This window comes from Streptococcus sp. 'group B' (assembly GCF_002073795.1).
Taxonomy (GTDB): domain Bacteria; phylum Bacillota; class Bacilli; order Lactobacillales; family Streptococcaceae; genus Streptococcus; species Streptococcus agalactiae.
The window spans coordinates 269453-295446 of record NZ_CP020432.1 but is presented as its reverse complement, the minus strand read 5'-3'; the positions used below and the strand labels follow the sequence as shown (position 1 = coordinate 295446).

The 25994-nt window shown below is 40.6% G+C and carries 33 protein-coding genes, 13 tRNA genes and 3 rRNA genes; all 49 read right to left on the bottom strand.

The window, feature by feature from the left end; genetic code table 11:
• Positions 1-20: 20 nt before the first annotated feature.
• Positions 21-452 carry a hypothetical protein gene (locus A6J68_RS11545; protein ID WP_000761051.1) on the bottom strand — a complete coding sequence of 144 codons (432 nt, stop codon included), beginning with the start codon at positions 450-452 and terminating at the stop codon, positions 21-23.
• A gap of 414 nt (positions 453-866) precedes the next feature.
• A tRNA-Leu gene (locus A6J68_RS01715) sits at positions 867-950 on the bottom strand.
• 10 nt (positions 951-960) lie between these two features.
• Positions 961-1032 (bottom strand) — tRNA-Gln (locus A6J68_RS01710).
• A 6-nt stretch (positions 1033-1038) separates the two neighbouring features.
• Positions 1039-1111: transfer RNA gene (locus A6J68_RS01705), tRNA-His, on the bottom strand.
• A 14-nt stretch (positions 1112-1125) separates the two neighbouring features.
• Positions 1126-1196: transfer RNA gene (locus tag A6J68_RS01700), tRNA-Trp, on the bottom strand.
• 6 nt (positions 1197-1202) lie between these two features.
• A tRNA-Tyr gene (locus A6J68_RS01695) sits at positions 1203-1283 on the bottom strand.
• Positions 1284-1294: 11 nt separating this feature from the next.
• Positions 1295-1367, bottom strand: a tRNA-Phe gene (locus tag A6J68_RS01690).
• Positions 1368-1369: 2 nt separating this feature from the next.
• A tRNA-Met gene (locus tag A6J68_RS01685) sits at positions 1370-1443 on the bottom strand.
• 10 nt (positions 1444-1453) lie between these two features.
• Positions 1454-1543 (bottom strand) — tRNA-Ser (locus A6J68_RS01680).
• 13 nt (positions 1544-1556) lie between these two features.
• Positions 1557-1628: transfer RNA gene (locus tag A6J68_RS01675), tRNA-Glu, on the bottom strand.
• Between the two features lie 10 nt (positions 1629-1638).
• Positions 1639-1712: transfer RNA gene (locus tag A6J68_RS01670), tRNA-Ile, on the bottom strand.
• 36 nt (positions 1713-1748) lie between these two features.
• A tRNA-Gly gene (locus A6J68_RS01665) sits at positions 1749-1819 on the bottom strand.
• Positions 1820-1824: 5 nt separating this feature from the next.
• A tRNA-Val gene (locus A6J68_RS01660) sits at positions 1825-1897 on the bottom strand.
• Between the two features lie 3 nt (positions 1898-1900).
• Positions 1901-2016, bottom strand: a 5S ribosomal RNA gene (rrf, locus tag A6J68_RS01655).
• Positions 2017-2090: 74 nt separating this feature from the next.
• Positions 2091-4993, bottom strand: a 23S ribosomal RNA gene (locus tag A6J68_RS01650).
• A 154-nt stretch (positions 4994-5147) separates the two neighbouring features.
• Positions 5148-5220: transfer RNA gene (locus tag A6J68_RS01645), tRNA-Ala, on the bottom strand.
• 54 nt (positions 5221-5274) lie between these two features.
• Positions 5275-6823 (bottom strand): 16S ribosomal RNA (locus tag A6J68_RS01640).
• The 16S, 23S and 5S rRNA genes sit together here with 13 tRNA genes alongside, the layout of an rRNA operon.
• Positions 6824-7406: 583 nt before the next feature.
• Positions 7407-7793, bottom strand: coding sequence for a 50S ribosomal protein L17 (gene rplQ / locus A6J68_RS01635; protein WP_000331497.1), 387 nt, complete (start codon positions 7791-7793; stop codon positions 7407-7409).
• Between the two features lie 14 nt (positions 7794-7807).
• The gene (locus A6J68_RS01630) at positions 7808-8746 is read right to left on the bottom strand and encodes a DNA-directed RNA polymerase subunit alpha (RefSeq protein ID WP_000568977.1); all 939 of its coding nucleotides are present in this window, start codon (positions 8744-8746) and stop codon (positions 7808-7810) included.
• A gap of 49 nt (positions 8747-8795) precedes the next feature.
• A complete protein-coding gene (gene rpsK / locus A6J68_RS01625; protein ID WP_001118387.1) occupies positions 8796-9179 on the bottom strand; it encodes a 30S ribosomal protein S11 in 384 nt (127 codons plus the stop codon).
• A gap of 17 nt (positions 9180-9196) precedes the next feature.
• A complete protein-coding gene (gene rpsM / locus A6J68_RS01620; protein ID WP_000090785.1) occupies positions 9197-9562 on the bottom strand; it encodes a 30S ribosomal protein S13 in 366 nt (121 codons plus the stop codon).
• A 17-nt stretch (positions 9563-9579) separates the two neighbouring features.
• Positions 9580-9696 (bottom strand): 50S ribosomal protein L36, encoded by a 117-nt coding sequence (gene rpmJ / locus A6J68_RS01615; protein WP_000868345.1) that lies wholly within the window; start codon positions 9694-9696, stop codon positions 9580-9582.
• Positions 9697-9721: 25 nt separating this feature from the next.
• Positions 9722-9940, bottom strand: coding sequence for a translation initiation factor IF-1 (gene infA / locus A6J68_RS01610; RefSeq protein ID WP_001040189.1), 219 nt, complete (start codon positions 9938-9940; stop codon positions 9722-9724).
• Positions 9941-10055: 115 nt separating this feature from the next.
• Complete coding sequence (locus tag A6J68_RS01605) at positions 10056-10694, bottom strand: adenylate kinase (RefSeq protein ID WP_001050424.1); 639 nt, start codon at positions 10692-10694, stop codon at positions 10056-10058.
• Between the two features lie 94 nt (positions 10695-10788).
• Entirely contained in the window at positions 10789-12093 is a 1305-nt protein-coding gene (secY, locus tag A6J68_RS01600) for a preprotein translocase subunit SecY (RefSeq protein ID WP_000478891.1), read from the bottom strand.
• 20 nt (positions 12094-12113) lie between these two features.
• The gene (rplO, locus tag A6J68_RS01595; protein ID WP_000766093.1) at positions 12114-12554 is read right to left on the bottom strand and encodes a 50S ribosomal protein L15; all 441 of its coding nucleotides are present in this window, start codon (positions 12552-12554) and stop codon (positions 12114-12116) included.
• Positions 12555-12678: 124 nt separating this feature from the next.
• Positions 12679-12858, bottom strand: coding sequence for a 50S ribosomal protein L30 (rpmD, locus tag A6J68_RS01590; RefSeq protein ID WP_000057245.1), 180 nt, complete (start codon positions 12856-12858; stop codon positions 12679-12681).
• Between the two features lie 14 nt (positions 12859-12872).
• The gene (rpsE, locus tag A6J68_RS01585; protein WP_000874200.1) at positions 12873-13367 is read right to left on the bottom strand and encodes a 30S ribosomal protein S5; all 495 of its coding nucleotides are present in this window, start codon (positions 13365-13367) and stop codon (positions 12873-12875) included.
• Positions 13368-13385: 18 nt separating this feature from the next.
• Positions 13386-13742, bottom strand: a complete 357-nt coding sequence (gene rplR / locus A6J68_RS01580; protein WP_001865622.1) for a 50S ribosomal protein L18 — start codon at positions 13740-13742, stop codon at positions 13386-13388.
• Between the two features lie 100 nt (positions 13743-13842).
• Positions 13843-14379, bottom strand: a complete 537-nt coding sequence (gene rplF / locus A6J68_RS01575) for a 50S ribosomal protein L6 (RefSeq protein WP_000086620.1) — start codon at positions 14377-14379, stop codon at positions 13843-13845.
• Positions 14380-14488: 109 nt separating this feature from the next.
• Positions 14489-14887, bottom strand: a complete 399-nt coding sequence (gene rpsH, locus A6J68_RS01570) for a 30S ribosomal protein S8 (protein WP_000245501.1) — start codon at positions 14885-14887, stop codon at positions 14489-14491.
• 154 nt (positions 14888-15041) lie between these two features.
• A complete protein-coding gene (locus tag A6J68_RS01565) occupies positions 15042-15227 on the bottom strand; it encodes a type Z 30S ribosomal protein S14 (protein ID WP_001085698.1) in 186 nt (61 codons plus the stop codon).
• A gap of 17 nt (positions 15228-15244) precedes the next feature.
• A complete protein-coding gene (gene rplE, locus A6J68_RS01560; protein ID WP_000013545.1) occupies positions 15245-15787 on the bottom strand; it encodes a 50S ribosomal protein L5 in 543 nt (180 codons plus the stop codon).
• A 23-nt stretch (positions 15788-15810) separates the two neighbouring features.
• The gene (gene rplX, locus A6J68_RS01555; RefSeq protein ID WP_000497687.1) at positions 15811-16116 is read right to left on the bottom strand and encodes a 50S ribosomal protein L24; all 306 of its coding nucleotides are present in this window, start codon (positions 16114-16116) and stop codon (positions 15811-15813) included.
• Positions 16117-16195: 79 nt separating this feature from the next.
• A complete protein-coding gene (gene rplN / locus A6J68_RS01550; protein ID WP_000615920.1) occupies positions 16196-16564 on the bottom strand; it encodes a 50S ribosomal protein L14 in 369 nt (122 codons plus the stop codon).
• Positions 16565-16588: 24 nt separating this feature from the next.
• Positions 16589-16849: a 30S ribosomal protein S17 gene (rpsQ, locus tag A6J68_RS01545; RefSeq protein ID WP_000440811.1), complete on the bottom strand. Its 261-nt coding sequence runs from the start codon at positions 16847-16849 to the stop codon at positions 16589-16591.
• 25 nt (positions 16850-16874) lie between these two features.
• Positions 16875-17081, bottom strand: a complete 207-nt coding sequence (gene rpmC / locus A6J68_RS01540) for a 50S ribosomal protein L29 (RefSeq protein ID WP_000775731.1) — start codon at positions 17079-17081, stop codon at positions 16875-16877.
• Positions 17082-17090: 9 nt separating this feature from the next.
• Entirely contained in the window at positions 17091-17504 is a 414-nt protein-coding gene (gene rplP, locus A6J68_RS01535; protein WP_000960952.1) for a 50S ribosomal protein L16, read from the bottom strand.
• 3 nt (positions 17505-17507) lie between these two features.
• Complete coding sequence (gene rpsC / locus A6J68_RS01530; protein WP_000529929.1) at positions 17508-18161, bottom strand: 30S ribosomal protein S3; 654 nt, start codon at positions 18159-18161, stop codon at positions 17508-17510.
• Between the two features lie 12 nt (positions 18162-18173).
• Positions 18174-18518, bottom strand: coding sequence for a 50S ribosomal protein L22 (gene rplV / locus A6J68_RS01525; RefSeq protein ID WP_000818141.1), 345 nt, complete (start codon positions 18516-18518; stop codon positions 18174-18176).
• Between the two features lie 15 nt (positions 18519-18533).
• A complete protein-coding gene (gene rpsS, locus A6J68_RS01520; RefSeq protein WP_000533765.1) occupies positions 18534-18812 on the bottom strand; it encodes a 30S ribosomal protein S19 in 279 nt (92 codons plus the stop codon).
• A gap of 98 nt (positions 18813-18910) precedes the next feature.
• Positions 18911-19744 (bottom strand): 50S ribosomal protein L2, encoded by an 834-nt coding sequence (rplB, locus tag A6J68_RS01515; protein WP_000511738.1) that lies wholly within the window; start codon positions 19742-19744, stop codon positions 18911-18913.
• Between the two features lie 17 nt (positions 19745-19761).
• Entirely contained in the window at positions 19762-20058 is a 297-nt protein-coding gene (locus tag A6J68_RS01510; RefSeq protein WP_001055343.1) for a 50S ribosomal protein L23, read from the bottom strand.
• Complete coding sequence (gene rplD / locus A6J68_RS01505; RefSeq protein ID WP_000024418.1) at positions 20058-20681, bottom strand: 50S ribosomal protein L4; 624 nt, start codon at positions 20679-20681, stop codon at positions 20058-20060. The genes A6J68_RS01510 and rplD overlap by 1 nt, the downstream gene beginning before the upstream one ends.
• Before the next feature lie 23 nt (positions 20682-20704).
• Positions 20705-21331 (bottom strand): 50S ribosomal protein L3, encoded by a 627-nt coding sequence (rplC, locus tag A6J68_RS01500; RefSeq protein ID WP_000160205.1) that lies wholly within the window; start codon positions 21329-21331, stop codon positions 20705-20707.
• Positions 21332-21403: 72 nt separating this feature from the next.
• Positions 21404-21712: a 30S ribosomal protein S10 gene (gene rpsJ, locus A6J68_RS01495; RefSeq protein WP_001284518.1), complete on the bottom strand. Its 309-nt coding sequence runs from the start codon at positions 21710-21712 to the stop codon at positions 21404-21406.
• 207 nt (positions 21713-21919) lie between these two features.
• Complete coding sequence (locus tag A6J68_RS01490) at positions 21920-23200, bottom strand: MATE family efflux transporter (RefSeq protein ID WP_001270709.1); 1281 nt, start codon at positions 23198-23200, stop codon at positions 21920-21922.
• Between the two features lie 104 nt (positions 23201-23304).
• On the bottom strand, positions 23305-24795 hold the full coding sequence (gene thrC, locus A6J68_RS01485) for a threonine synthase (RefSeq protein WP_001029129.1): 1491 nt from the start codon (positions 24793-24795) through the stop codon (positions 23305-23307).
• A gap of 119 nt (positions 24796-24914) precedes the next feature.
• Positions 24915-25931 carry an alcohol dehydrogenase AdhP gene (gene adhP, locus A6J68_RS01480; RefSeq protein WP_000649193.1) on the bottom strand — a complete coding sequence of 339 codons (1017 nt, stop codon included), beginning with the start codon at positions 25929-25931 and terminating at the stop codon, positions 24915-24917.
• Positions 25932-25994 lie beyond the last annotated feature (63 nt).

Below are 25994 nucleotides of genomic sequence, written 5' to 3'. Positions count from 1 at the left end.
TACCTTTCTTACTGTTATTATTAATCTTCAATAGTTGATAAATTATCTGAGCCAACTGAGTCAATATTAGGCATTTGATTATCACCCAATGTGAAATTTAGAGTAAAATTGGTTAATTCACTGCCATTTGCATAACCCCAAATTAATAATAGCTGCTCTCCGCCTTGAGGGGTTCCATTACTAGCTTCCACTATACGCACACTATTCCAATCATACTTAATTTCGCTAATATCTGGATTTTGGGTTTTGACATATTCAGTTAATTCTTTTTCATACTTTTTGAGATAAGCTACTTGTTCTTTTTTTATTACTTTTTTACCTTTCTTTACTGCTGACTGTTTGCTATTTTTTACTTCGTTTGACTGACTTTTAGATTCACTATTCATTTGACAACCTGCTAGTAACATCCCAATAATAGATATGGGAATTAACCATTTTACATATTTTTTCATCATGCTCTCTTTTCTTAGAAAATAAACTTCCCATGTCAAGTATCTAATAAAAATAATTATTATTTACCAGTATTTTAAAACTAATATTAGTATAACAAATTTTCACGAGTTTAATTTTTTAGTCGTAACATATACACTGAAAAATCTTATTATTTTATACTACCTATCTATCATTCACAAAGACTTTTATTACTTCAGAACCTATGACATTTAGGAGTCCTGTTTGAATTTCATTTAAATGTTGAGTCTCCACTAACTCCTGAAAAATTTCCTTATTATTTCTGCTTGTTTTAAAACTTCAATAACAATTGCAATAATGAAAAACAAATATAAGTAATTTTCAGTAACTTTTTCTTAAAATTACCAGTACAAAACAAAAAAAGACAAGGTTTAGAAACCTTGTCTTTTAAAGTATACCGGCGGCCGGGGTCGAACCGGCACGTCCGTGAGGACACTGGATTTTGAGTCCAGCGCGTCTGCCAATTCCGCCACGCCGGCTATCTTAAAACTGGGGTAGCTGGATTCGAACCAACGCATGAGGGAGTCAAAGTCCCTTGCCTTACCGCTTGGCTATACCCCATGAAAAGGCGAGTGATGGGAATCGAACCCACGAATGTCAGAGCCACAATCTGATGTGTTAACCACTTCACCACACCCGCCATATTAGAAAAAACACGGGCAGTAGGAATCGAACCCACACTGAAGGTTTTGGAGACCTTAGTTCTACCTTTAAACTATGCCCGTTTACTATGGAGAGAGAGGGATTCGAACCCCCGAACCCGAAGGAGCGGATTTACAGTCCGCCGCGTTTAGCCTCTTCGCTATCTCTCCTAAGGTATAAATGGCGCGAGACGGAATCGAACCGCCGACACATGGAGCTTCAATCCATTGCTCTACCAACTGAGCTACCGAGCCTATTGCGGGAGCAGGATTTGAACCTACGACCTTCGGGTTATGAGCCCGACGAGCTACCTAGCTGCTCCATCCCGCGATATCTTTAAAGGAGGATGTGGGATTCGAACCCACGCACGCTTTTACACGCCTGACGGTTTTCAAGACCGTTCCCTTCAGCCGGACTTGGGTAATCCTCCATATAACAAAAAATAGTCCGTACGGGATTCGAACCCGTGTTACCGCCGTGAAAAGGCGGTGTCTTAACCCCTTGACCAACGGACCATATTCTTGATGGGCACGAGTGGACTCGAACCACCGACCTCACGCTTATCAGGCGTGCGCTCTAACCACCTGAGCTACGCGCCCAAGCAAATGCTTGGTTTTTACTTTCTTATAAAGTAAAGCGGGTGACGAGAATCGAACTCGCGACAACAGCTTGGAAGGCTGTAGTTTTACCACTAAACTACACCCGCTTCTATGGGAGTTAACGGGATCGAACCGCTGACCCTCTGCTTGTAAGGCAGATGCTCTCCCAGCTGAGCTAAACTCCCTTTGCTAAGCGACTACCTTATCTCACAGGGGGCAACCCCCAACTACTTCCGGCGTTCTAGGGCTTAACTTCTGTGTTCGGCATGAGAACAGGTGTATCTCCTAGGCAATTATCACTTAACTATTGAGTCTTATTCACTCAAAATTGAATATCTATAGTCTAACAAGAAACCGTAACGTTGTCAATATCTCTTTTTGGATAAGTCCTCGAGCTATTAGTATTAGTCCGCTAAATGTGTCACCACAATTACACTCCTAACCTATCTACCTGATCATCTCTCAGGGCTCTTACTGATATAAAATCATGGGAAATCTCATCTTGAGGTGGGCTTCGCACTTAGATGCTTTCAGCGCTTATCCCTTCCCTACATAGCTACCCAGCGATGCCTTTGGCAAGACAACTGGTACACCAGCGGTAAGTCCACTCTGGTCCTCTCGTACTAGGAGCAGATCCTCTCAAATTTCCTACGCCCGCGACGGATAGGGACCGAACTGTCTCACGACGTTCTGAACCCAGCTCGCGTGCCGCTTTAATGGGCGAACAGCCCAACCCTTGGGACCGACTACAGCCCCAGGATGCGACGAGCCGACATCGAGGTGCCAAACCTCCCCGTCGATGTGAACTCTTGGGGGAGATAAGCCTGTTATCCCCAGGGTAGCTTTTATCCGTTGAGCGATGGCCCTTCCATACGGAACCACCGGATCACTAAGCCCGACTTTCGTCCCTGCTCGAGTTGTAGCTCTCGCAGTCAAGCTCCCTTATACCTTTACACTCTACGACTGATTTCCAACCAGTCTGAGGGAACCTTTGGGCGCCTCCGTTACCTTTTAGGAGGCGACCGCCCCAGTCAAACTGCCCGTCAGACACTGTCTCCGATAGGGATTGCCTATCTGGGTTAGAGTAGCCATAACACAAGGGTAGTATCCCAACAACGCCTCAAACGAAACTGGCGTCCCGTTATCATAGGCTCCTACCTATCCTGTACATGTGGTACAGATACTCAATATCAAACTGCAGTAAAGCTCCATGGGGTCTTTCCGTCCTGTCGCGGGTAACCTGCATCTTCACAGGTACTAAAATTTCACCGAGTCTCTCGTTGAGACAGTGCCCAAATCATTACGCCTTTCGTGCGGGTCGGAACTTACCCGACAAGGAATTTCGCTACCTTAGGACCGTTATAGTTACGGCCGCCGTTTACTGGGGCTTCAATTCATACCTTCGCTTACGCTAAGCACTCCTCTTAACCTTCCAGCACCGGGCAGGCGTCACCCCCTATACATCATCTTACGATTTAGCAGAGAGCTGTGTTTTTGATAAACAGTTGCTTGGGCCTATTCACTGCGGCTGATCTAAAATCAGCGCCCCTTCTCCCGAAGTTACGGGGCCATTTTGCCGAGTTCCTTAACGAGAGTTCTCTCGCTCACCTGAGGCTACTCGCCTCGACTACCTGTGTCGGTTTGCGGTACGGGTAGAGTATATGTATCGCTAGAAGCTTTTCTTGGCAGTGTGACATCACTAACTTCGCTACTAAACTTCGCTCCTCGTCACAGCTCAATGTTAAAGATATAAGCATTTGACTCATATCACACCTCACTGTTTGACCAGACACTTCCAATCGTCTGGTTTAGTTAGCCTACTGCGTCCCTCCATCACTATATACTCTAGTACAGGAATATCAACCTGTTGTCCATCGGATACACCTTTCGGTCTCTCCTTAGGTCCCGACTAACCCAGGGCGGACGAGCCTTCCCCTGGAAACCTTAGTCTTACGGTGGACAGGATTCTCACCTGTCTTGCGCTACTCATACCGGCATTCTCACTTCTATGCGTTCCAGCGCTCCTCACGGTACACCTTCTTCACACATAGAACGCTCTCCTACCATGACACTTTTGTGTCATCCACAGCTTCGGTAATATGTTTTAGCCCCGGTACATTTTCGGCGCAGGGTCACTCGACTAGTGAGCTATTACGCACTCTTTGAATGAATAGCTGCTTCTAAGCTAACATCCTAGTTGTCTGTGCAACCCCACATCCTTTTCCACTTAACATATATTTTGGGACCTTAGCTGGTGGTCTGGGCTGTTTCCCTTTCGACTACGGATCTTAGCACTCGCAGTCTGACTGCCGATTATATCTCGTTGGCATTCGGAGTTTATCTGAGATTGGTAATCCGGGATGGACCCCTCACCCAAACAGTGCTCTACCTCCAAGAGACTTAACATCGACGCTAGCCCTAAAGCTATTTCGGAGAGAACCAGCTATCTCCAAGTTCGTTTGGAATTTCTCCGCTACCCACAAGTCATCCAAGCACTTTTCAACGTGCCCTGGTTCGGTCCTCCAGTGAGTTTTACCTCACCTTCAACCTGCTCATGGGTAGGTCACATGGTTTCGGGTCTACAACATGATACTATGGCGCCCTATTAAGACTCGGTTTCCCTACGGCTCCGTCTCTTCAACTTAACCTCGCATCATATCGTAACTCGCCGGTTCATTCTACAAAAGGCACGCTCTCACCCATTAACGGGCTCGAACTTGTTGTAGGCACACGGTTTCAGGTTCTATTTCACTCCCCTCCCGGGGTGCTTTTCACCTTTCCCTCACGGTACTGGTTCACTATCGGTCACTAGAGAGTATTTAGGGTTGGGAGATGGTCCTCCCAGATTCCGACGAGATTTCGCGTGTCTCGCCGTACTCAGGATACTGCTAAGGTTAATCTATCATTTTAAATACGAGGCTGTTACTCTCTTTGGCTTACCTTCCCAGGTAATTCTTCTATAATGATTAATCCTATATCGCAGTCCTACAACCCCGAAGTGTAAACACTTCGGTTTGCCCTCCTGCCGTTTCGCTCGCCGCTACTAAGGCAATCGCTTTTGCTTTCTCTTCCTGCAGCTACTTAGATGTTTCAGTTCACTGCGTCTTCCTTCTCATATCCTTAACAGATATGGATACTAGTCATTAACTAGTGGGTTCCCCCATTCGGACATCTCTGGATCAGCGCTTACTTACAGCTCCCCAAAGCATTTCGTCGTTAGTCACGTCCTTCTTCGGCTTCTAGTGCCAAGGCATCCACCGTGCGCCCTTATTAACTTAACCTTATTAAACTAGTTTCTTTAAAACTAGAAAACTCATTAAATATTCACAGCGTTTTCGGTTTATTTTCTTGTTACTTTCTACAATCTATTTCTAGATCGTGGAATTTGATATAGATATTCAATTTTCAATGAACAATTTGAACCTTTCGATTCAATGGAGCCTAGCGGGATCGAACCGCTGACCTCCTGCGTGCAAAGCAGGCGCTCTCCCAGCTGAGCTAAGGCCCCACAAGACCTCTCAAAACTAAACAAGACGCAAATGGCAGGTTTCCTTATCCTTAGAAAGGAGGTGATCCAGCCGCACCTTCCGATACGGCTACCTTGTTACGACTTCACCCCAATCATCTATCCCACCTTAGGCGGCTGGCTCCTAAAAGGTTACCTCACCGACTTCGGGTGTTACAAACTCTCGTGGTGTGACGGGCGGTGTGTACAAGGCCCGGGAACGTATTCACCGCGGCGTGCTGATCCGCGATTACTAGCGATTCCGACTTCATGTAGGCGAGTTGCAGCCTACAATCCGAACTGAGATTGGCTTTAAGAGATTAGCTTGCCGTCACCGGCTTGCGACTCGTTGTACCAACCATTGTAGCACGTGTGTAGCCCAGGTCATAAGGGGCATGATGATTTGACGTCATCCCCACCTTCCTCCGGTTTATTACCGGCAGTCTCGCTAGAGTGCCCAACTTAATGATGGCAACTAACAATAGGGGTTGCGCTCGTTGCGGGACTTAACCCAACATCTCACGACACGAGCTGACGACAACCATGCACCACCTGTCACTTCTGCTCCGAAGAGAAAGCCTATCTCTAGGCCGGTCAGAAGGATGTCAAGACCTGGTAAGGTTCTTCGCGTTGCTTCGAATTAAACCACATGCTCCACCGCTTGTGCGGGCCCCCGTCAATTCCTTTGAGTTTCAACCTTGCGGTCGTACTCCCCAGGCGGAGTGCTTAATGCGTTAGCTGCGGCACTAAGCCCCGGAAAGGGCCTAACACCTAGCACTCATCGTTTACGGCGTGGACTACCAGGGTATCTAATCCTGTTTGCTCCCCACGCTTTCGAGCCTCAGCGTCAGTTACAGACCAGAGAGCCGCTTTCGCCACCGGTGTTCCTCCATATATCTACGCATTTCACCGCTACACATGGAATTCCACTCTCCCCTTCTGCACTCAAGTCCTCCAGTTTCCAAAGCGTACAATGGTTAAGCCACTGCCTTTAACTTCAGACTTAAAGAACCGCCTGCGCTCGCTTTACGCCCAATAAATCCGGACAACGCTCGGGACCTACGTATTACCGCGGCTGCTGGCACGTAGTTAGCCGTCCCTTTCTGGTTAGTTACCGTCACTTGGTAGATTTTCCACTCCTACCAACGTTCTTCTCTAACAACAGAGCTTTACGATCCGAAAACCTTCTTCACTCACGCGGCGTTGCTCGGTCAGACTTCCGTCCATTGCCGAAGATTCCCTACTGCTGCCTCCCGTAGGAGTCTGGGCCGTGTCTCAGTCCCAGTGTGGCCGATCACCCTCTCAGGTCGGCTATGTATCGTTGCCTTGGTGAGCCTTTACCTCACCAACTAGCTAATACAACGCAGGTCCATCTCACAGTGAAGCAATTGCTCCTTTTAAATAACTAACATGTGTTAATTACTCTTATGCGGTATTAGCTATCGTTTCCAATAGTTATCCCCCGCTATGAGGCAGGTTACCTACGCGTTACTCACCTGTTCGCAACTCATCAGTCTAGTGTAAACACCAAACCTCAGCGTTCTACTTGCATGTATTAGGCACGCCGCCAGCGTTCGTCCTGAGCCAGGATCAAACTCTCATTAAAAGTTTGAGCTTTGCTCTTTTCTGTCTCGCTGACAGATTTATTGTTTTTTGTCATTGACGGATTTACAATGTAAATCCACCCTGCACATTCGTTCGTCTTGTTCAGTTTTCAAAGGTCTTTGCCTCTCTTGAGACAACTTCTATATTCTAGCAAACTTATTCTGCTTTGTCAACCACTTTTTTTAAGTTGTTAACTACGCGCTACTAGAAACTGCTCTCTCGAGACAACTTATTCATTATACTAAATATTTCTACTTCCTGTCAATACTATTTTTGTATTTTATAAATTTAGTATAGACATAACTATTCCTCTATATTCAATTAAGAGAAATTATATAACCACTATTGAGAAATGTAGTCTAGCTATTAAACTCTTTGCTCATCGAAAATATCCAATAAATATAATACATAAAACGCCTGCTTACGAAATATAAACAAAATTGTTTGCATTTCGTAAACAAGCGTTACCTATTTAACAATATATGATGAGTGTTCCCGCTGAGAATAATTCTCAGCGGTAGACCAGAGCTAGACTAAGAATCGATTGATTCCATCATCATAACACTCAACAAAATTGATAAAAATTATACTAATTCAATAATTGCCATTGGGGCAGCATCGCCACGGCGTGGTTCTGTTTTAAGAATACGAGTGTATCCTCCGTTACGTTCAGCATAACGAGGTGCGATGTCGTCAAAAAGTTTTTGAAGAGCTGTTGTTGATGTATATTTATCAGAAGCTTCATCATAGTTTTCTGATGCAATTTCATTACGTACATAAGCAGCAGCTTGACGACGAGCATGTAAATCACCACGTTTACCTAGAGTAATCATTTTTTCAACTGTTTTACGGATTTCTTTAGCACGTGCTTCAGTAGTTACAATTGATTCGTTGATAAGAAGATCGGTTGTCAAATCACGAAGCATTGCCTTACGTTGTGAGCTAGTGCGTCCTAGTTTACGGTAAGCCATTATGTCCTCCTATTTTATTTATCGTTTTTTAATCCAAGACCTAGATCGGCAAGTTTGATTTTAACTTCTTCAAGACTCTTACGTCCTAAGTTTCGGACTTTCATCATTTCAGGCTCAGTTTTTTCTGTTAAATCAAATACTGTATTAATTCCAGCACGTTTTAAACAGTTATATGAGCGCACTGACAAATCAAGTTCCTCAATTGTGCGGTCAAGCACTTTCTCATCGTTCACTTTCTCTGTTTCCTTCATTACTTCAGTTGCTTTAGCAACCTCTGTTAAATCAGTAAACAAGTTTAAGTGTTCAATTAAGACGCGAGCTGAAAGACCAAGAGCATCCTCAGGAATGATTGTGCCATTTGTCATGATTTCAATAGTTAATTTATCAAAGCCATCATTACTACCTACACGAGCAGGTTCAACTTGATAATTAACTTTTTTCACTGGTGTATAGATTGAATCTACAGCCAATGTTCCTACTGGTGCATCATCTTTTTTATTTCCTTCTGCTGGAACATAACCTCGGTTTTTAGCAACGGTCATTGTTGCTTTCAAACTGTGACCTTCAGCAATTGTGAAAAGATAATGGTCAGGGTTTACAATTTCGATATCACTATCTGTTAAAATATCTCCGGCAGTAATTTCTGCAGGACCTTCAACGTCTAGTTCGATAATCTTTTCGTCTTCGACGTAAGATTTCACAGCAAGTCCTTTTACATTAAGGATGATTTGCATCACATCTTCACGTACACCTGGGATAGTATCAAATTCGTGTAATACTCCATCAATTTTGATTGATGTGACTGCTGCACCTGGAAGTGAAGACAGAAGCACACGACGAAGAGAGTTTCCTAGAGTTGTACCGTAGCCACGTTCTAGTGGTTCGATGACAAATCTGCCGTAATCTTTATTTTCATCAATTTTTGTTATTATTGGTTTTTCAAACTCAATCATTTAGTTACTCCCTCTTAAACGAAAAGTTGTGTACTATAAAATGCTATGATTATACACGACGACGTTTTGGAGGACGAGCACCATTATGTGGTACAGGAGTCACATCACGAATTGCAGTTACTTCAAGACCAGCTGCAGCAAGGGCACGGATAGCAGATTCACGACCTGAACCAGGACCTTTTACAGTAACTTCAACAGTTTTAAGACCGTGTTCTTGTGCAGATTTAGCAGCAGCTTCAGCAGCCATTTGAGCAGCAAATGGAGTAGATTTACGAGAACCTTTAAATCCAAGAGCACCAGCTGATGACCATGCAAGAGCGTTACCATGCACATCTGTAATCATAACAATAGTGTTATTGAATGTAGCGTGAATATGAGCAACACCAGATTCGATGTTCTTTTTCACACGACGTTTGCGTGTTGGTTTAGCCAATTGTTTTACCTCCTATTTTATTTTTTCTTACCTGCAATCGCAACAGCTTTACCTTTACGAGTGCGAGCGTTATTTTTAGTATTTTGTCCACGGACAGGAAGTCCACGACGGTGACGGATTCCACGGTATGAACCGATTTCCATCAAACGTTTAATATTCAAGTTTACCTCACGACGTAGGTCACCTTCAACTTTGATTGCATCAACTTCACGACGGATAGCGTCCTCTTGATCTGGTGTCAAATCTTTAACGCGGATATCTTCAGAAATACCTGCAGCTGCTAAGATTTTTTTAGATGTAGAAAGACCAATTCCGTATACATAAGTAAGTGAAATTACTACACGTTTGTCATTTGGAATATCAACTCCAGCAATACGAGCCATTTTATCTCCTTTCTATATTATCCTTGACGTTGTTTGTGTTTTGGATTTGTCGGACAAATTACCATAACACGACCGTTACGACGAATAACTTTACAGTATTCGCAAATTGGTTTAACCGATGGTCTTACCTTCATGTTTTAATCCCTCCAATTATTTCGACTATTTAAAGCGGTATGTGATGCGTCCACGTGTTAAATCGTATGGGCTCATTTCAACAGTAACACGATCACCTACCAAAATACGGATGTAGTTTTTACGGATTTTTCCTGATACAGTTGCCAAAATTTGGTGTCCATTTTCCAACTCAACAGTAAACATTGCGTTAGGCATAGTTTCAACAACTTTACCTTCAATTTCAATCACATCTTCTTTTGCCACGCAAAAGTACCCCCTAAATTTCGATTTGATGTCCTCTATAAAGAGGTAACAATTATAAGTCAGACTAACTTAGTATATCATTACTAATCTACTTATGCAAGTAGATTAGCATAATTTATTTGAGTTCTAGCAACGCTTTTTCAACATCTGCAAAAACTTCTGTTATTTCTTGATTACCTTCAATATCTGTAACAAGACCAAGCTTACGATAGTGTTCAAGAATAGGTTCTCCTTGAGCAATATTAACGTCCAAGCGACGTTTGACAGTTTCAGGCTTATCATCTTCACGTTGATAGTAATCTTCTTCTTTATAATCTACTGGTGGGTTGAACACTTTGTGGAAAGTTTCACCAGTTTTACGATTGATAATACGGCCACTCAAACGCTCTATAAGGCATGTTGGATCCACTTTAATATTAATAACACCATCTAAGCGTAGTCCTAGTTCTTCAAGCGTAGCATCTAAGGCGTGTGCTTGCTCAATAGTACGTGGATATCCATCAAGTAAAAAACCTTTTTCTGCGATATCATCCTCAGCTAAGCGCTCTTTTACAATCCCGTTTGTTACTTCATCAGGAACCAATTCACCTTTATCAATATAACTTTTAGCTAAACGTCCCATTTGGGTTTGATTAGCCATTGCGGCGCGGAACATATCCCCTGTTGAGATGTGAGCAACACCAAATTCTTCAACAATCTTAGCTGCTTGAGTACCTTTACCAGCACCAGGCAAACCCATAATTAAAAGATTCATTATAGTCTCCTTATTTTGTTTTTAAATAAATCCAACACAGCATGTCGGACTTATTAAAAAACAAAATAGAAGGTTGACAGAGTCAACCTATATTCTATTCTGTTGTATTCATGAATCCAACATAGCGTCTCTTCAAAAGATAGCCCTCAAGTTGTTTCATACCTTCAATACCTGTTGCAATCAAAATGAGTAAGCTTGTACCACCTAACGCAATACTTGATGACAAATGCAACGCTTGTTGAGCAATAATTGGTAACAAGGAAATAAATGCTAGAAATACTGAACCAATTGTTGCTAATTTTTTCAATAGCGATGACATATACTCTTCTGTTTCTCGTCCTGGTCGAATACTTGGAATGTAGGACGAATTTTTTTGAAGATTCTCTGCTGTCTTTTCAGGGTTTACTTGTACAAAAGTATAGAAGAAAGAGAACAGAATAATCAAGATAGCATAGATAATCATACCGACTGGGGTTTGATAATTAAGTAATTCTTGGAGTTTAGTAAGCCAAGGAATTTCTTTACCATTTTGAAAGAAAGGAATAATCGTACTTGGAATTGTTGTAATCGAGCTAGCAAAGATAACGGGAATAACACCAGCTGGATTTACTTTTAGAGGAAGATATGAACTTGTAGGAGCTCCTTGAACAAGTTTTGTATATTGGATTGGAATTTTGTATTCAGCTTGTTGAATAAATGTTGTAAAAAATACAATTGCTAATACTGCTACAATAAGAATCCCGACAAAGATGTAAGAATTTGTAATTGCTGAAGAGCGTACATTTACAAAGAAATCTTCGTAGATAGTTGTAATTGCACTTGGAATGGAAGAAATGATCCCCGCAAAGATAATCATAGACACTCCATTTCCGAATCCCTTATCAGTAATTTGTTCACCTAGCCAAGTAACCACCATACTACCTGTTGTAAGGATTGCACCAATAAGCAAATATGTTTGTACATTCGGAGTTTTAACTAAAGCAACACTTGATAGAGTGTTAAAACCAGCAGTAATACCAATTGATTGTACGAATGCAAGGAACAAAGAAATATAACGTGTAGCTTGGTTAAGCTTACGACGACCTACCTCTCCTTGTTTTCCCCATTCAACAAACTTCGGAAGAATATCCATTTGAAGTAGCTGAACAACAATAGACGCAGTAATGTATGGGCTAACTCCCATAGAGAATACCGAAAAGTTTCTCATTGCATTACCACTAACTAAGTTAAGCATATTTAGAAATGGAAGTTCACCCATTTGTTCTAAACTCTTAACATTGATGCCCGGTACTGTGATATGCGTTCCGATACGAAATACAAGAAGGATAAAGATAGTAAATAAAATTTTATTTCTTACCATCTTTACTTTGAGTGCATCTCTAAGTAATTTTAAAAACATAATGAGTTACCTCTCATTAATTAGATGACTTCGATTGAACCACCTTTAGCAGTGATAGCTGCTTCAGCAGATTTAGAAAATTTAGCTGCTTTAACAGACAATTTCTTGGTTAATTCACCATTACCAAGAATTTTAACGCCTGATTTTTCAGCACGCACGATTCCAGCTTCTTTAAGAACAACTGGAGTTACTTCAGTACCATCTTCAAAGACATTTAATTGGTCAAGGTTCACAAGAGCATATTCTTTTGCATTGATGTTTGAGAACCCACGTTTTGGCATACGACGGAACAATGGAGTTTGTCCACCTTCAAAACCAAGGCGTACTCCACCACCACTACGCGCTTTTTGTCCTTTTTGACCACGTCCAGAAGTTTTACCATTACCTGAAGATGTACCGCGACCCACACGATTGCGGACTTTACGTGATCCTTCTGCAGGTTTTAATTCATGAAGTTTCATTATTTTTTCTCCTTATTTGTAAAATGCTAACGCCTTTACGAGGGGAAAGGTACTCCCCGCAAAGACTCGCCTATACGATTTGTTTAAATCGCACCAATAACAATCAGTGCGATTTAGCTTTTAATTAAGCTTCTTCAACAGTTACTAAGTGAGAGATAGCGTTAACCATACCACGGATGGCAGCATTATCTTCCTTAACAACTGAAGAGTTTAATTTACCAAGTCCAAGGGCAACAACTGTTTTACGTTGTTCTGGTTTGCGACCGATTGGAGACTTAGTCAAAGTAATTTTAATTTGAGCCATTATAATCCCCTTTCTTATGCTAAGTCAGAAACAGAAATGCCACGTAAAGCAGCAACTTCTTCTGCACGTTTTAATTGTTTCAAGCCCTCAACAGTTGCGCGAACAATGTTGATTGGAGTGTTTGAACCAAGTGATTTAGATGTAATATCTGCAACACCTGCTAATTCGATGACGGCACGAACAGCACCACCAGCGGCAACCCCAGCACCCTCAACAGCTGGTTTCAACAATACTTTCGCTCCACCAAATTCTGAACGAACTTCGTGAGGAATTGTTGTACCGACCATAGGAACTTCAACCATGTTTTTCTTAGCAGCTTCAACAGCTTTGCGAATAGCTTCTGGTACTTCTTGAGCTTTACCTGTACCAAAACCAACACGACCATTACGGTCACCAACAACTACAAGAGCTGCAAAACGTAGACGACGTCCACCTTTAACAACTTTTGTAACGCGGTTAATCGCAACAACGCGCTCTTCAAGTTCTACTGCATTATCTTTAAATGCCATTATTAAGTGTCCTCCCTATTAGAATTTCAATCCGTTTTCACGAGCTGAGTCAGCCAAAGCTTTTACACGTCCGTGATAGAGATATCCACCGCGGTCAAACACCACTTCAGAAATACCTTTAGCTACTGCGCGTTCAGCAACAAGTTTACCGACAACAACGGCTTGTTCTGTTTTTGTTCCGTTAGAAACTTCTTTATCAAGAGTTGATGCACTTGCGAGCGTTACACCCGCTACGTCATCAATTACTTGAGCGTAGATGCCTGTATTAGAACGGAAAATGTTCAAACGTGGGCGATCAGCAGTTCCAGAGAGTTTACCGCGAACGCGACGGTGGCGTTTTTGGCGGATTTTATTTTTATCTGGTTTCGAAATCACAATTTTCACCTCTTAAATATATTGTTATGTCAAAATGACAATATTAAAATGAAAAGATAGAGAATTTGCAGAAAAGATTCTACAAAATCTATCAATCCTATTATTTACCTGTTTTACCTTCTTTACGGCGTACGAATTCACCAACGTAACGAATACCTTTACCTTTATATGGTTCTGGTGAACGTAAGCTACGAACGTAAGCAGCAGTTTGTCCAACGCTTTCTTTGTTGATACCGATTACGTTGATTGTTGTTGGAGTTGGCACTTCAAAAGTAACACCTTCTGGAGCTTCAACTTCGTCTTGGTGAGACTTACCAACAGAAAGAACAAGTTTTGATCCTTGAAGTTGTGCACGGTAACCAACACCGCGCATTTCAAGAGCTTTTTTGAAACCTTCAGAAACACCAACGACCATGTTGTTCAAGTTCGCACGAGTTGTACCATGAATTGTTTTCATTTCTTTTGAGTCGTTAGGACGAGTAACTGTTACTTCAGTCCCTTCAACAGTGATTCCAATATTTTTATTAAACTCACGAGTGAGTTCGCCTTTAGGTCCTTTTACAGTAACAACATTATCCTTGTTAATGATTTCAACACCTGCAGGCAATGTAATTACTTTATTACCAATACGTGACATGTTTATTTTCTCCTGTTAAATTGTCAAGCTGCTTGAGCAACTAGTTTTCACGGGGACTCATGAGACCACAGGATTATACTGTGACTCAATGAGCATTTTAGGTAAAATTTTACCAAATATATGCAAGTACTTCTCCACCAACATTTTTTTGGCGAGCTTCTTTGTCAGTCAAAAGACCTTCAGAAGTTGATACAATTGCAATACCAAGTCCGTTAAGAACTTTAGGCATATCTTCATGTTTAGTATAAACACGAAGACCTGGTTTTGAAATACGTTTCAAGTTAGTGATAACACGTTCACCATTTTGTCCATATTTAAGGAACACACGGATGATGCCTTGTTTGTCATCTTCAATAACTTCAACGTTTTTTACAAAACCTTCACGTTTAAGGATATCAGCAATCCCTTTTTTAATGTTTGATGCAGGTACTTCTAACACTTCATGTTTTGCTTGGTTAGCATTACGAATACGAGTTAAAAAGTCTGCAATTGGGTCAGTCATAACCATTTTTTAATTCTCCTCTTATTAGCAGTTTGAATTTAATCACTTGCTAATTAATGAGTCCTTACGGACGTTGTAAGACTAGGTCTTAATATATTTGCGTTTAAAAATCAGTGCCATTATCAATGACACCTTTTAAACACAAAGCATCATTAATTTATTACCAAGATGCTTTAGTTACGCCTGGTACTTGACCTTTATAAGCCAAGTCACGGAAGCAAACACGGCAAAGTTGGAATTTGCGGTAAACTGAGTGTGGACGTCCGCATTTTTCACAACGAGTGTAAGCTTGCGTAGAGAACTTCGCTGGGCGTTTGTTCTTAGCAATCATAGATTTTTTAGCCAATTTATTTACCTCCTAGATTACTTTGCAAAAGGCATTCCAAGGCCTTTTAGCAATTCACGTGACTCTTCATCAGTGTTAGCAGTAGTAACGATAACGATATCAAGACCACGTACTTTATCAACGTCATCAAAGTTGATTTCTGGGAAGATCAATTGTTCTTTAACTCCAAGAGTGTAGTTTCCACGTCCATCAAATGATTTCGTTGGAACACCATGGAAGTCACGTACACGTGGAAGTGAAACAGAAACTAATTTATCCAAGAATTCGTACATACGTTCACCACGGAGGGTAACTTTTGCACCGATCGCTACACCTTCACGAAGACGGAAGCCAGCGATTGATTTCTTAGCTTTAGTAATAAGTGGTTTTTGACCTGAAATAAGTGCTAACTCAGCAGCAGCTTTCTCAAGATTTTTAGCGTTTGATACAGCATCACCAACACCCATGTTAAGAACGATTTTCTCAACTTTTGGCACAGCCATAACAGATGAATAGTTAAATTTTTCTGTCAACGCAGGAACAACTTCATTAGTATATTTTTCTTTTAAGCGATTTGCCATTATGCTTCTCCTTTCCTTCGTGATTAATCAAGCACTTCGCCTGATTTTTTGTTGTAACGAACTTTTTTGCCGTCAACAACTTTGTAACCAACACGTCCTGCTACACCATTTTTATCAAGAACTTGAACGTTTGACACATGGATTGGAGCTTCTTTTTCAACGATAGCGCCTTGAGGGTTTTCGTTATTTGGTTTTTGATGTTTCTTGATGAGGGCTACGCCTTCAACAACAACTTTGTTTACTTTTGGAAGAGCTTTAAGAACTACAGCTTCAGTGCCTTTGTCCTTACCAGCAATAACGCGAACTTTGTCGCCTTTTTTTACAAACATTTGAGTTTTTCTCCTATTTTTCTTACGCCTCGAAAGGCACCCTAGGAAATCCTAGGGGACTACGTTTGTTAATCTGAGATTAAAGTACTTCTGGTGCCAATGAAACGATCTTCATGTAGCCACCTTCACGCAATTCACGTGCAACTGGGCCAAAGATACGAGTTCCGCGAGGAGTTTTATCGTCACGGATGATTACAGCAGCATTGTCGTCAAATTTGATGTATGAACCGTCTGGGCGGCGTGCACCAGTTTTTGTACGAACGATAACAGCTTTAACCACATCACCTTTTTTAACTGCTCCACCAGGAGTAGCTTGTTTTACAGAAGCAACGATTACGTCACCGATGTTAGCGAATTTACGTCCTGAACCACCAAGTACTTTGATAGTCAAGATCTCACGAGCACCGCTATTATCAGCAACTTTCAAGCGAGTTTCTTGTTGAATCATTTCAATTTTCTCCTTTTAGTTTGATTAGATAATAACAGCTTTTTCCACTACTTCCACAAGACGGAAACGTTTTGTAGCTGAAAGTGGGCGAGTTTCCATGATACGAACGATATCGCCTTCTTTAGCAACGTTGTTTTCATCATGTGCTTTATATTTTTTAGAATAGTTGATACGTTTACCATAGACTGGGTGGTTACGTTTAGTTTCAACTACAACTGTGATTGTTTTGTCCATCTTGTCAGACACTACGCGTCCGTAAAGAGTTTTACGTTGATTACGTTCCATTTAGAATTTCTCCTTTCCCAATCTATTATTTCATTTCTGATTGCACAGTCTTAACACGTGCAATTTGTTTCTTAACTTCGTCAAGGCGAGCAGTCTTTTCAAGTTGACCTGCTGCAGCTTGGAAACGAAGATCAAACAATTCTTTTTTGAGTTCGTTTTCTTTCTTAGCAAGTTCTTCTTGAGACAATCCACGAAGCTCTTTAACAAAATCTTTAATTTCTTGAAGTTTCATGTCTTCTCCTTATTCTGCTTCACGTTTTACGAATTTGCATTTAACTGGTAATTTGTGGCTAGCAAGACGTAATGCTTCACGTGCAACTTCTTCAGAAACACCAGCAATTTCAAACATCACTTTACCACGTTTAACTGGTGCTACCCAACCTTCAGGTGTCCCTTTACCAGAACCCATACGTACACCGATAGCTTTTGCAGTGTATGATTTGTGTGGGAAGATTTTAATCCAAACTTTACCACCACGTTTCATGTAACGAGTCATCGCAATACGGGCAGCTTCGATTTGACGGTTTGTAATCCAGTGGCTAGTTGTAGCTTGAAGTCCGTATTCACCGAATGAAACTTCTTTACCACCTTTAGCCTCACCGCGCATTTTTCCACGGAATTCGCGACGGTGTTTAACACGTTTAGGTACTAACATTTGTTATTTGCCTCCTTTAGTGTTTTTACGAGCTGGAAGAACTTCTCCACGGTAAATCCAAACTTTAACGCCAAGTTTACCATAAGTTGTGTCAGCTTCTTCCCAAGCATAGTCGATATCAGCACGAAGCGTGTGAAGTGGAACAGTTCCTTCTGAATAACCTTCAGCACGAGCGATATCAGCACCGTTCAAACGACCAGAAACTTGAGTTTTAATACCTTTAGCTCCTGCACGCATTGTACGTTGGATTGCTTGTTTTTGAGCACGACGGAAAGCAACACGTTGCTCTAATTGACGAGCAATATTTTCACCAACAAGGTGAGCATCTAAATCAGGTTGTTTGATTTCAATGATGTTGATGTGTACTTGTTTTCCAGTTAATTTGTTAAGTTGACCACGAAGAGCGTCAACGTTTGCTCCACCTTTACCGATAACCATACCTGGTTTAGCAGTGTGAAGTGAAACAATAACTTTATTTACTGCACGTTCAATTTCAATAGTTGAAACTGATGCGTCAGCTAATTCTTTATTAATGAATTTACGGATTGCAAGATCTTCATGAAGGTAATCCGCGTATTCTTTTTCAGCATACCATTTCGCATCCCAGTCACGGATGATTCCGACACGCATACCAATTGGATGTACTTTTTGACCCACGATTTTACCTCCTTATTTTTCTGATACAACTACAGTTACGTGAGTTGTACGTTTGTTGATTGGTGAAGCTGAACCTTTCGCACGTGGACGGAAACGTTTCATTGTTGGTCCTTCGTTAGCGAAAGTTTCAGATACTACCAAGTTTGCTTTTTCCAAACCAAAGTTGTTTTCTGCATTTGCAATTGCTGAGTTAAGAGTTTTCTCAATAACACGAGCTGCTTTGTTTGGAGTGAATTTTAAGATTGCGATTGCGTCAGCAACATTCTTACCACGGATAAGATCAAGTACTAAACGTGTTTTACGAGGTGAAACACGCACTGTACGAGCCATTGCTTTAGCTGAAGTAATTTCTGCCATTGTGTCCTCCTCCTATTAACGACGTGTTTTCTTGTCGTCAGCTGCGTGACCTTTGTAAGTACGTGTTGGTGCAAATTCACCAAGTTTGTGACCTACCATGTCCTCTTGGATATAAACAGGAACATGTTTACGTCCATCATAAACTGCGATTGTGTATCCGATGAAACTTGGGAAAATCGTTGAACGACGTGACCAAGTTTTGATTACTTTTTTCTTTTCGTCATTTGCTTGAGCTTCAACTTTTTTCATTAAATGCTCGTCGACGAAAGGTCCTTTTTTAAGACTACGTCCCATTTTGTAGTTTTCTCCTTTAAATAATGTACCACAACGGCCTGTACACTATAGTGTACTACCGAGCTGGCGGATTTGTATAAGATTATGCTATTAACCTATTATTTTTGGTTACGACGACGAACAATAAGTTTGTCTGATTTAGCTTTCTTATTACGAGTTTTAAGTCCAAGCGCAGGTTTACCCCATGGAGTAGATGGTGCTTTACGACCAACTGGTGCTTTACCTTCACCACCACCGTGTGGGTGATCGTTAGGGTTCATTACAGAACCACGAACTGTAGGGCGAACACCTTTCCAACGATTACGTCCTGCTTTACCAATGTTAACAAGTGATTGCTGTTCATTACCAACAGTACCAATTGTTGCACTGCAAGTACCAAGGATCATACGTACTTCACCTGATTGAAGGCGAACAAGAACATATTTACCTTCTTGACCAAGTACTTGAGCAGAAGCACCAGCGGCACGAATCAATTCAGCACCTTTACCTGGTTGCAATTCAATATTATGGATAACTGTACCGACTGGAATGTTAGCAAGCGGAAGTGCGTTACCAACTTTGATGTCTGCTTCTGGACCAGAAATAATGCGTTGACCTACTTCAAGGCCTTTAGGCGCAAGGATGTAAGCTTTAACACCATCAGTATAGTGTACAAGAGCAATATTTGCAGTACGATTTGGATCGTATTCAATTGTTTTAACAACTGCTTCAACACCATCTTTATTACGTTTGAAGTCAATCAAACGGTAATGACGTTTGTGTCCACCACCTTGGTGACGAACAGTAATACGTCCGTTGTTGTTACGTCCTGCTTTATTCTTTAGTGAAACAAGCAATGATTTCTCAGGAGTGTTTGTAGTGATTTCTGCAAAATCCAAAGAAGTCATATTACGACGGCCATTTGTCGTTGGTTTATAAACTTTAATACCCACGTTATTTCCTCCTTAGATTATTCAGCTTCAGCAGCAAACAACTCGATTGCTTTTGAATCAGCTGTAAGAGTGATAATAGCTTTTTTAGTTTTTGAAGTAAAACCTGTGTAACGACCAACACGTTTTGCTTTGGGTTTAACTGTCACAGTGTTTACACTTGCAACTTTTACTCCGTCAAATGCAGCTTCAACAGCTTGTTTGATCAAAAGTTTGTGTGCACGTGTGTCAACTTCAAATGTATATTTCCCTGCTTCAAGAGCAACCATTGATTTCTCAGTGATAACAGGTTTTTTGATTACGTCATACAAATTCATTATGCAAGAACCCCCTCGATTGTAGAGATTGCTTCTTTAGTAACAAGAAGTTTGTCTGCGTTAACGATATCAAGAACACTTGCAGTAGTTGCAGTAGCAACTGTAACGTTTGGAAGGTTACGCGCTGAAAGTGCAGCAAATTCGTTACCTTCTTCAAGGATTACAAGTACTTTTGAATCAATGCTAAGTGCTGAAAGAACTGACGCAAATTCAGCAGTTTTTGGAGCTGCAAATGAAAGGTTTTCTACAGCTACAAATTTATCTTCAGCAACTTTTGCTGAATAAACTGATTTCAACGCAAGGCGACGAACTTTTTGTGGAAGTTTGTAGCCGTATGAACGTGGAGTTGGTCCAAAGACAACACCACCACCACGCCATTGTGGTGAGCGGATAGAACCTTGACGAGCGCGTCCAGTTCCTTTTTGACGCCATGGTTTACGTCCACCACCAGATACTGCTGAACGGTTTTTAACCGCGTGAGTACCTTGGCGAAGGCTAGCGCGTTGGCTGATTACAACATCAAAAACAACTGATTCGTTTGGTTCGATACCGAAGATAGCTTCGTTAAGCTCAACTGAGCTAACTTCTTTACCAGTTTGGTCAAATAGTTTAACGTTTGCCATTTTAACTGTTTTCTCCTTTCTTATTATTTAGCAGCTTTAACTGCTGATTTGATAGTGATAAGAGATTTCTTAGCACCTGGTACGTTACCTTTGATGAGGACAACGTTTTTCTCTGGGATAACTTGTACAATTTCAAGGTTTTGAACTGTTACACGGTTACCACCCATACGTCCTGCCAAGCGTTTGTTTTTGAAAACGCGGTTAGGCGCAACAGGTCCCATAGAACCTGGACGGCGATGGTAACGAGAACCGTGAGCCATAGGACCACGTGATTGACCATGGCGTTTGATAACACCTTGGAAACCTTTACCTTTTGATGTCCCTGTGACGTCAACAACATCACCAGCTTCAAATTGTTCTACAGATAATTCTGCACCAACTTCTAAGCCTTCAATGTTTTTGAATTCACGAATGAAGCGCTTAGGAGCTGTGTTTGCTTTTGCAACATGGCCTTTGGCAGGTTTGTTACTCAATACTTCACGTTTGTCATCAAAACCAACCTGAACTGCTTCGTAACCGTCTGTTTCAACAGTTTTAACTTGAAGCACAACGTTTGGAGTTGCTTCAATGACAGTAACAGGGATGAATTCGCCTGATTCAGTGAAGATTTGAGTCATTCCCACTTTTTTCCCTAAGATTCCTTTTGTCATGAGAAAATATTTCCTTTTCTTATTTTATTTCAAAAAGTTTTTTACGAGCGTTTTTTGTGCTCAGAAATCAAATTAAAGTTTGATTTCTACGTTGACACCACTTGGAAGATCAAGTTTCATCAAAGCATCAACAGTTTTTTGTGTTGGGTTGATGATGTCTACCAAACGTTTGTGTGTACGCATTTCAAACTGTTCGCGAGAATCTTTATATTTGTGAGTCGCACGAATAATTGTGTAAAGACTGCGTTCAGTTGGAAGCGGAACTGGTCCAGCAACTGTAGCACCTGTACGTGTTGCAGTTTCAACGATTTTTTCTGCCGCTGTATCAAGTGTACGGTGTTCGTACGCTTTCAAACGGATACGGATTTTTTTGTTTGCCATCTTTTCTCCTCTCGTCTATTTACGATAATAGGCTAGCTCCTCAAGAAAACCAACACGAGTTGCGTGGCAATGCAACCTAGCGTGTCGCAACCTCTTGCATCATAGCTAAAGCTGTTCATACACAGCACCAGTATATGATATCAAAAAAAAACAGCACACGCAAGCATTATTTTATTTTTTTTTCAAAAAAAATGCAACCATTTCTGGTTACATTTTTTGAATATATCGATGATAGCGAACTTTCAAAAACAGCCACCTAAAGATATTATCTGCTATCGTAGCCATCCAAACCCCAAGCAAACCTAATTCAAAAACTATTCCTAATAAATAACCAAGAACTACTCTGATTAACCACATGCCTATAGTCGTTGTGTAAAATGGGAGTTTAGCATTTCCTAATCCTTGCCAAGCTGCTGTATAAACCAAGGTCCCAATAGTAGCAGGTACTCCTACGAAAGATAGCAAAATAACAATCAAACTTCCTTTAATGGCAGAAGGATTATTTGTAAATAACTGTGTCAATGGTTTGCCGGCAAGAAGCATAAAACTTGATATAAGGATCATTAGAACTAAGCCAATATAATACGAACTTTGAATAGTTTCTTCTATAGATTCTCTATTTTTTTGTCCTACATATTTTGCAGTTAGGATAATTGTAGCAGTTGCGATGCCAAGTCCTGGCATATAATTAAATTGTGTCAAGGTTTCTCCAATAGCATTTCCCGCTACAACATTTGTACCTAACTGAACAACAATAGCAACTATAACAACATCTCCAGCTCGCATCATCAGACGTTCTCCTGCTGATGGTAAGGCAAGATTCCAAATTTGTGCACTGATTTTCCAAGTCATTCTTTTTATTATTTTTTTAATAGGAAGATACTTCGCAAGGATACAAATACCAATTAATCTTGCGATAAGAGTTGATACTGCCACTCCGACCAAACCATAGCGCCACTCAAAAATAGCAAAACCTGATAAGACTGCATTGAGGAAATTGACAAAAATACTGACATACATTGGTAAACGAGGTTGCCCTTGCACACGTAAAAATGAGCCTAGGGTGGTTAATATTCCTAAAGTAACAACACCTCCACCCACAATTGCTAAATATAAACCACCAACTTGTGCGACACTTTTTGTTGTCCCTAAAAGTTTAAAGAAAGTTTGTCCAAAAACAATCGAGATAATTCCTAATACTGCCCCTATCAGTGATGTTAGAAAAATGGCTTGAGAACATACTGAAATTGCATCATCCTTCTCACTACCTGCTAACGACTTGGCCAATAGACTTGCTATACTCGCCCCTAAAGCTATAAAAATAGCTTGATAAATAGTAATTATATTATTAGCAACTGAAACACCTGATACTGCTACAACACCTAACTGAGCCACTAGATAATTATCAACTACTCCCATGAGCATTTGTAAGATATTTTCAATCATAGCTGGTATAGCTAACTGAATAATCTCTTTACTATAACGCACAGTATCTCCTTTCTATTACCCAGGATCATTAAAAAGAGAGTGATGGGAAAATTTCTAAAATGTTTCTTTCTCGCTCTAAATATTTTAAAACAATCGTATTTTTATTATTGTTTCAAACCTAGACACTCTTCAACCGTTTCTCGCATATTTGAGGTAGGTACTACCATTCTATGGATTACTTCGGCCTTTTGTAGATCTGTAACCGCCTTAGGTAAAGAAACACCTGACAAATCGTTTAAGATTGAAATAGCAGCGAAATCCTGTATCTCTTCTTTATTTGTAATAGCCTTTGTAACAACACACGGGAACTTATAAGGACTTGCTGTTGACACAATTACTGTTGGAGTTTGATCTTTAGTTTCTGTCTGATAAGCTTGATAAACAGCTGATGCTACAGCTGTATGCGGATCCTCTATATACTGATACTGGTCAAATAAACGTTTGATGTCTAATTCAACAAATTGTTCTGTCGCAAATCCCGCTACAAAGCTCTCTAAAATATTTGCTTGCCTAGCCTCTAAGGCATACTCCCCAGTAGTCACTAAATCTTCCATTAATTTTTTAGTCGTTTCTGCATCATCGCCTAAAAGGTGAAAGATTAATCGTTCTAGATTAGAGGAGACCAAAATATCCATAGAGGGACTTGATGTCACTTTAAATTCTCGATTTTTATCGTAGGTTTGTGTCTTAAAAAAATCTGTTAGAACGTTATTATCATTTGAGGCACAAATGAGTTTGGTAACAGGTAATCCAATTTGACTAGCATAATATGCTGCTAAAATATTACCAAAATTTCCTGTAGGTACACTAAAATTAATTAGTTGACCAATTGAGATTTCCTTTGACTTAACTAATTGAGCATATGCATATATATAGTAAACAATTTGAGGAACAAGGCGACCGATGTTCATTGAATTGGCTGATGATAACTGCATATGCTGCTGTGATAATTTTGATCGAAGAAGGGAATTATTGAACATTTCTTTAACCGAAGTCTGTGCATCATCAAAATTTCCTTCAATCGCAACAACATGGGTATTTTGCCCGGCTTGTGTTATCATCTGCAATTCTTGAATATAACTAACACCATGTTTAGGATAAAATACAATAATCTCAGTTCCTGGAACATCTGCAAAACCTGCCATCGCTGCCTTACCAGTGTCACCTGATGTTGCTGTTAAAATAACGATTTTATCATCAACCCCTTGTTTTTTGGCTGCTGTTGTTAGCAAATAAGGAAGAATGGATAAAGCCATATCTTTAAATGCAATTGTAGGACCGTGAAATAATTCAAGGTGATACCGGTCTCCAATCTTTACTATTGGGGCTATTTCAGTTGTATCAAATTTAGTATCATAAGCTTGACTAATACAGTAATCCAATTCTTGTTCAGTAAAATCATCAAAAAAAGCTGACAAAACGAGTTTAGCCACTTCTTGGTAGGAAGCATCCTTAAGTTTAGTGAAATCTAAATCAACTTTTGGAAATGTGATGGGGGTAAAGAGTCCTCCATCGTCAGCTAATCCCTTTAGAATCGCTTGACTAGCTGTCACTTTATTACTAGCATCACGTGTTGATTGATATACTATTGCCATAAGAATCCCTCTTTATATAAATATCTTTTAGTTATTGTAACACAATTTAATAACATGTCCATTGTTCGTTATATAATTAACCCCCCTTTATTAAAATAAAGGGGGGCGTAATATCATTATCACTTTGTAAAGTCGAGAACTTTACGTCCTTGAATCAATCCTCTTTCCATTTCATCGAATACTTGAGGAGCTGTATCCACAGGCACTTTTTCAACCACTGGTACTACCAAACCTTCTGCTCCAAATGCGAAGGCTTCTTCTAAATCTTTACGAGTTCCAACTAAGGAACCAACCACACGAATCCCATCAAGTACTGTTTTTACAATACTCAATTCCATATATTCTGATGGAAGACCAACAGCTACCACTGTACCTCCAGCACGAACGCTGTCAATCGCCTGATTAAACGCAACTTTAGAAACAGCAGTCACAACCACTCCATGACAACCGCCTGTCTTTTCTTGAATATAGGCCGCAACATCTTTTATTTCTTTGCCATTAACTGTCAAATCTGCTCCAACCTCTTTAGCTAATTGAAGTTTATCTGCGTTAATATCAACAGCTACAACATGAGCATTGAATACTTTTTTTGCATATTGGACTGCTAAGTTTCCAAGACCACCTGCACCATACACTGCAATCCACTGACCAGGAGCAGCTCCAGCTTCTTTGATAGCCTTGTATGTTGTTACTCCAGCACAAGTGATTGATGATGCTTGAGCTGGATCTAATCCCTCAGGAACCTTAACCGCATAGTCCGCGGTAACGATAGCGTATTCACTCATACCACCATCAACACTGTATCCAGCATTTTTAACACTACGACAAAGCGTCTCACGTCCTGTAGTACAGTATTCGCAATGACCGCACCCTTCAAAGAACCATGCAATAGAGACACGATCACCAACCCTCAAAGACGTTACGCCTTCTCCAATTTCTTCTACTATACCAATGCCTTCGTGACCCAAAATGCGTCCTGGTACCTGGCCGAAATCTCCATGTGCAACGTGTAAATCAGTATGGCACACACCACAGTATTCTACTTTTACAAGTGCTTCACCATGACCAACTTTTGGAAGATCATGCTCAACAACTTCAACACCTGTACTAGCTTGATTAACAACAACCGCTTTCATGATAAAACCTCCTAGAAATAAATATATCTTATTTGTAATCGTTTACATTTTTATATTGTATTA

Coding starts and splice junctions, on each gene's coding strand:
- A6J68_RS11545 (WP_000761051.1), bottom strand. CDS start 452: ATGAAAAAATATGTAAAATGGTTAATTCCCATATCTATTATTGGGATG.
- rpsH (WP_000245501.1), bottom strand. CDS start 14,887: ATGGTTATGACTGACCCAATTGCAGACTTTTTAACTCGTATTCGTAAT.
- rplP (WP_000960952.1), bottom strand. CDS start 17,504: ATGTTAGTACCTAAACGTGTTAAACACCGTCGCGAATTCCGTGGAAAA.
- rplC (WP_000160205.1), bottom strand. CDS start 21,331: ATGACAAAAGGAATCTTAGGGAAAAAAGTGGGAATGACTCAAATCTTC.
- thrC (WP_001029129.1), bottom strand. CDS start 24,795: ATGGCAATAGTATATCAATCAACACGTGATGCTAGTAATAAAGTGACA.
- rpsM (WP_000090785.1), bottom strand. CDS start 9,562: ATGGCTCGTATTGCTGGAGTTGATATTCCAAATGACAAACGTGTAGTA.
- rpsJ (WP_001284518.1), bottom strand. CDS start 21,712: ATGGCAAACAAAAAAATCCGTATCCGTTTGAAAGCGTACGAACACCGT.
- rplN (WP_000615920.1), bottom strand. CDS start 16,564: ATGATTCAACAAGAAACTCGCTTGAAAGTTGCTGATAATAGCGGTGCT.
- secY (WP_000478891.1), bottom strand. CDS start 12,093: ATGTTTTTAAAATTACTTAGAGATGCACTCAAAGTAAAGATGGTAAGA.
- rpsE (WP_000874200.1), bottom strand. CDS start 13,367: ATGGCATTTAAAGATAATGCAGTAGAACTTGAAGAGCGCGTTGTTGCG.
- rpmD (WP_000057245.1), bottom strand. CDS start 12,858: ATGGCTCAAATTAAAATTACTTTGACTAAGTCTCCAATCGGTCGCAAA.
- A6J68_RS01605 (WP_001050424.1), bottom strand. CDS start 10,694: ATGAATCTTTTAATTATGGGTTTGCCTGGTGCTGGTAAAGGTACTCAA.
- rpmJ (WP_000868345.1), bottom strand. CDS start 9,696: ATGAAGGTAAGACCATCGGTTAAACCAATTTGCGAATACTGTAAAGTT.
- rplV (WP_000818141.1), bottom strand. CDS start 18,518: ATGGCAGAAATTACTTCAGCTAAAGCAATGGCTCGTACAGTGCGTGTT.
- rplO (WP_000766093.1), bottom strand. CDS start 12,554: ATGAAACTTCATGAATTAAAACCTGCAGAAGGATCACGTAAAGTCCGC.
- rpsS (WP_000533765.1), bottom strand. CDS start 18,812: ATGGGACGTAGTCTTAAAAAAGGACCTTTCGTCGACGAGCATTTAATG.
- rplD (WP_000024418.1), bottom strand. CDS start 20,681: ATGGCAAACGTTAAACTATTTGACCAAACTGGTAAAGAAGTTAGCTCA.
- rpsQ (WP_000440811.1), bottom strand. CDS start 16,849: ATGGAACGTAATCAACGTAAAACTCTTTACGGACGCGTAGTGTCTGAC.
- adhP (WP_000649193.1), bottom strand. CDS start 25,931: ATGAAAGCGGTTGTTGTTAATCAAGCTAGTACAGGTGTTGAAGTTGTT.
- A6J68_RS01510 (WP_001055343.1), bottom strand. CDS start 20,058: ATGAATTTGTATGACGTAATCAAAAAACCTGTTATCACTGAGAAATCA.
- A6J68_RS01630 (WP_000568977.1), bottom strand. CDS start 8,746: ATGATTGAGTTTGAAAAACCAATAATAACAAAAATTGATGAAAATAAA.
- rpmC (WP_000775731.1), bottom strand. CDS start 17,081: ATGAAACTTCAAGAAATTAAAGATTTTGTTAAAGAGCTTCGTGGATTG.
- rplF (WP_000086620.1), bottom strand. CDS start 14,379: ATGTCACGTATTGGTAATAAAGTAATTACATTGCCTGCAGGTGTTGAA.
- rplE (WP_000013545.1), bottom strand. CDS start 15,787: ATGGCAAATCGCTTAAAAGAAAAATATACTAATGAAGTTGTTCCTGCG.
- rplQ (WP_000331497.1), bottom strand. CDS start 7,793: ATGGCTTACCGTAAACTAGGACGCACTAGCTCACAACGTAAGGCAATG.
- rplX (WP_000497687.1), bottom strand. CDS start 16,116: ATGTTTGTAAAAAAAGGCGACAAAGTTCGCGTTATTGCTGGTAAGGAC.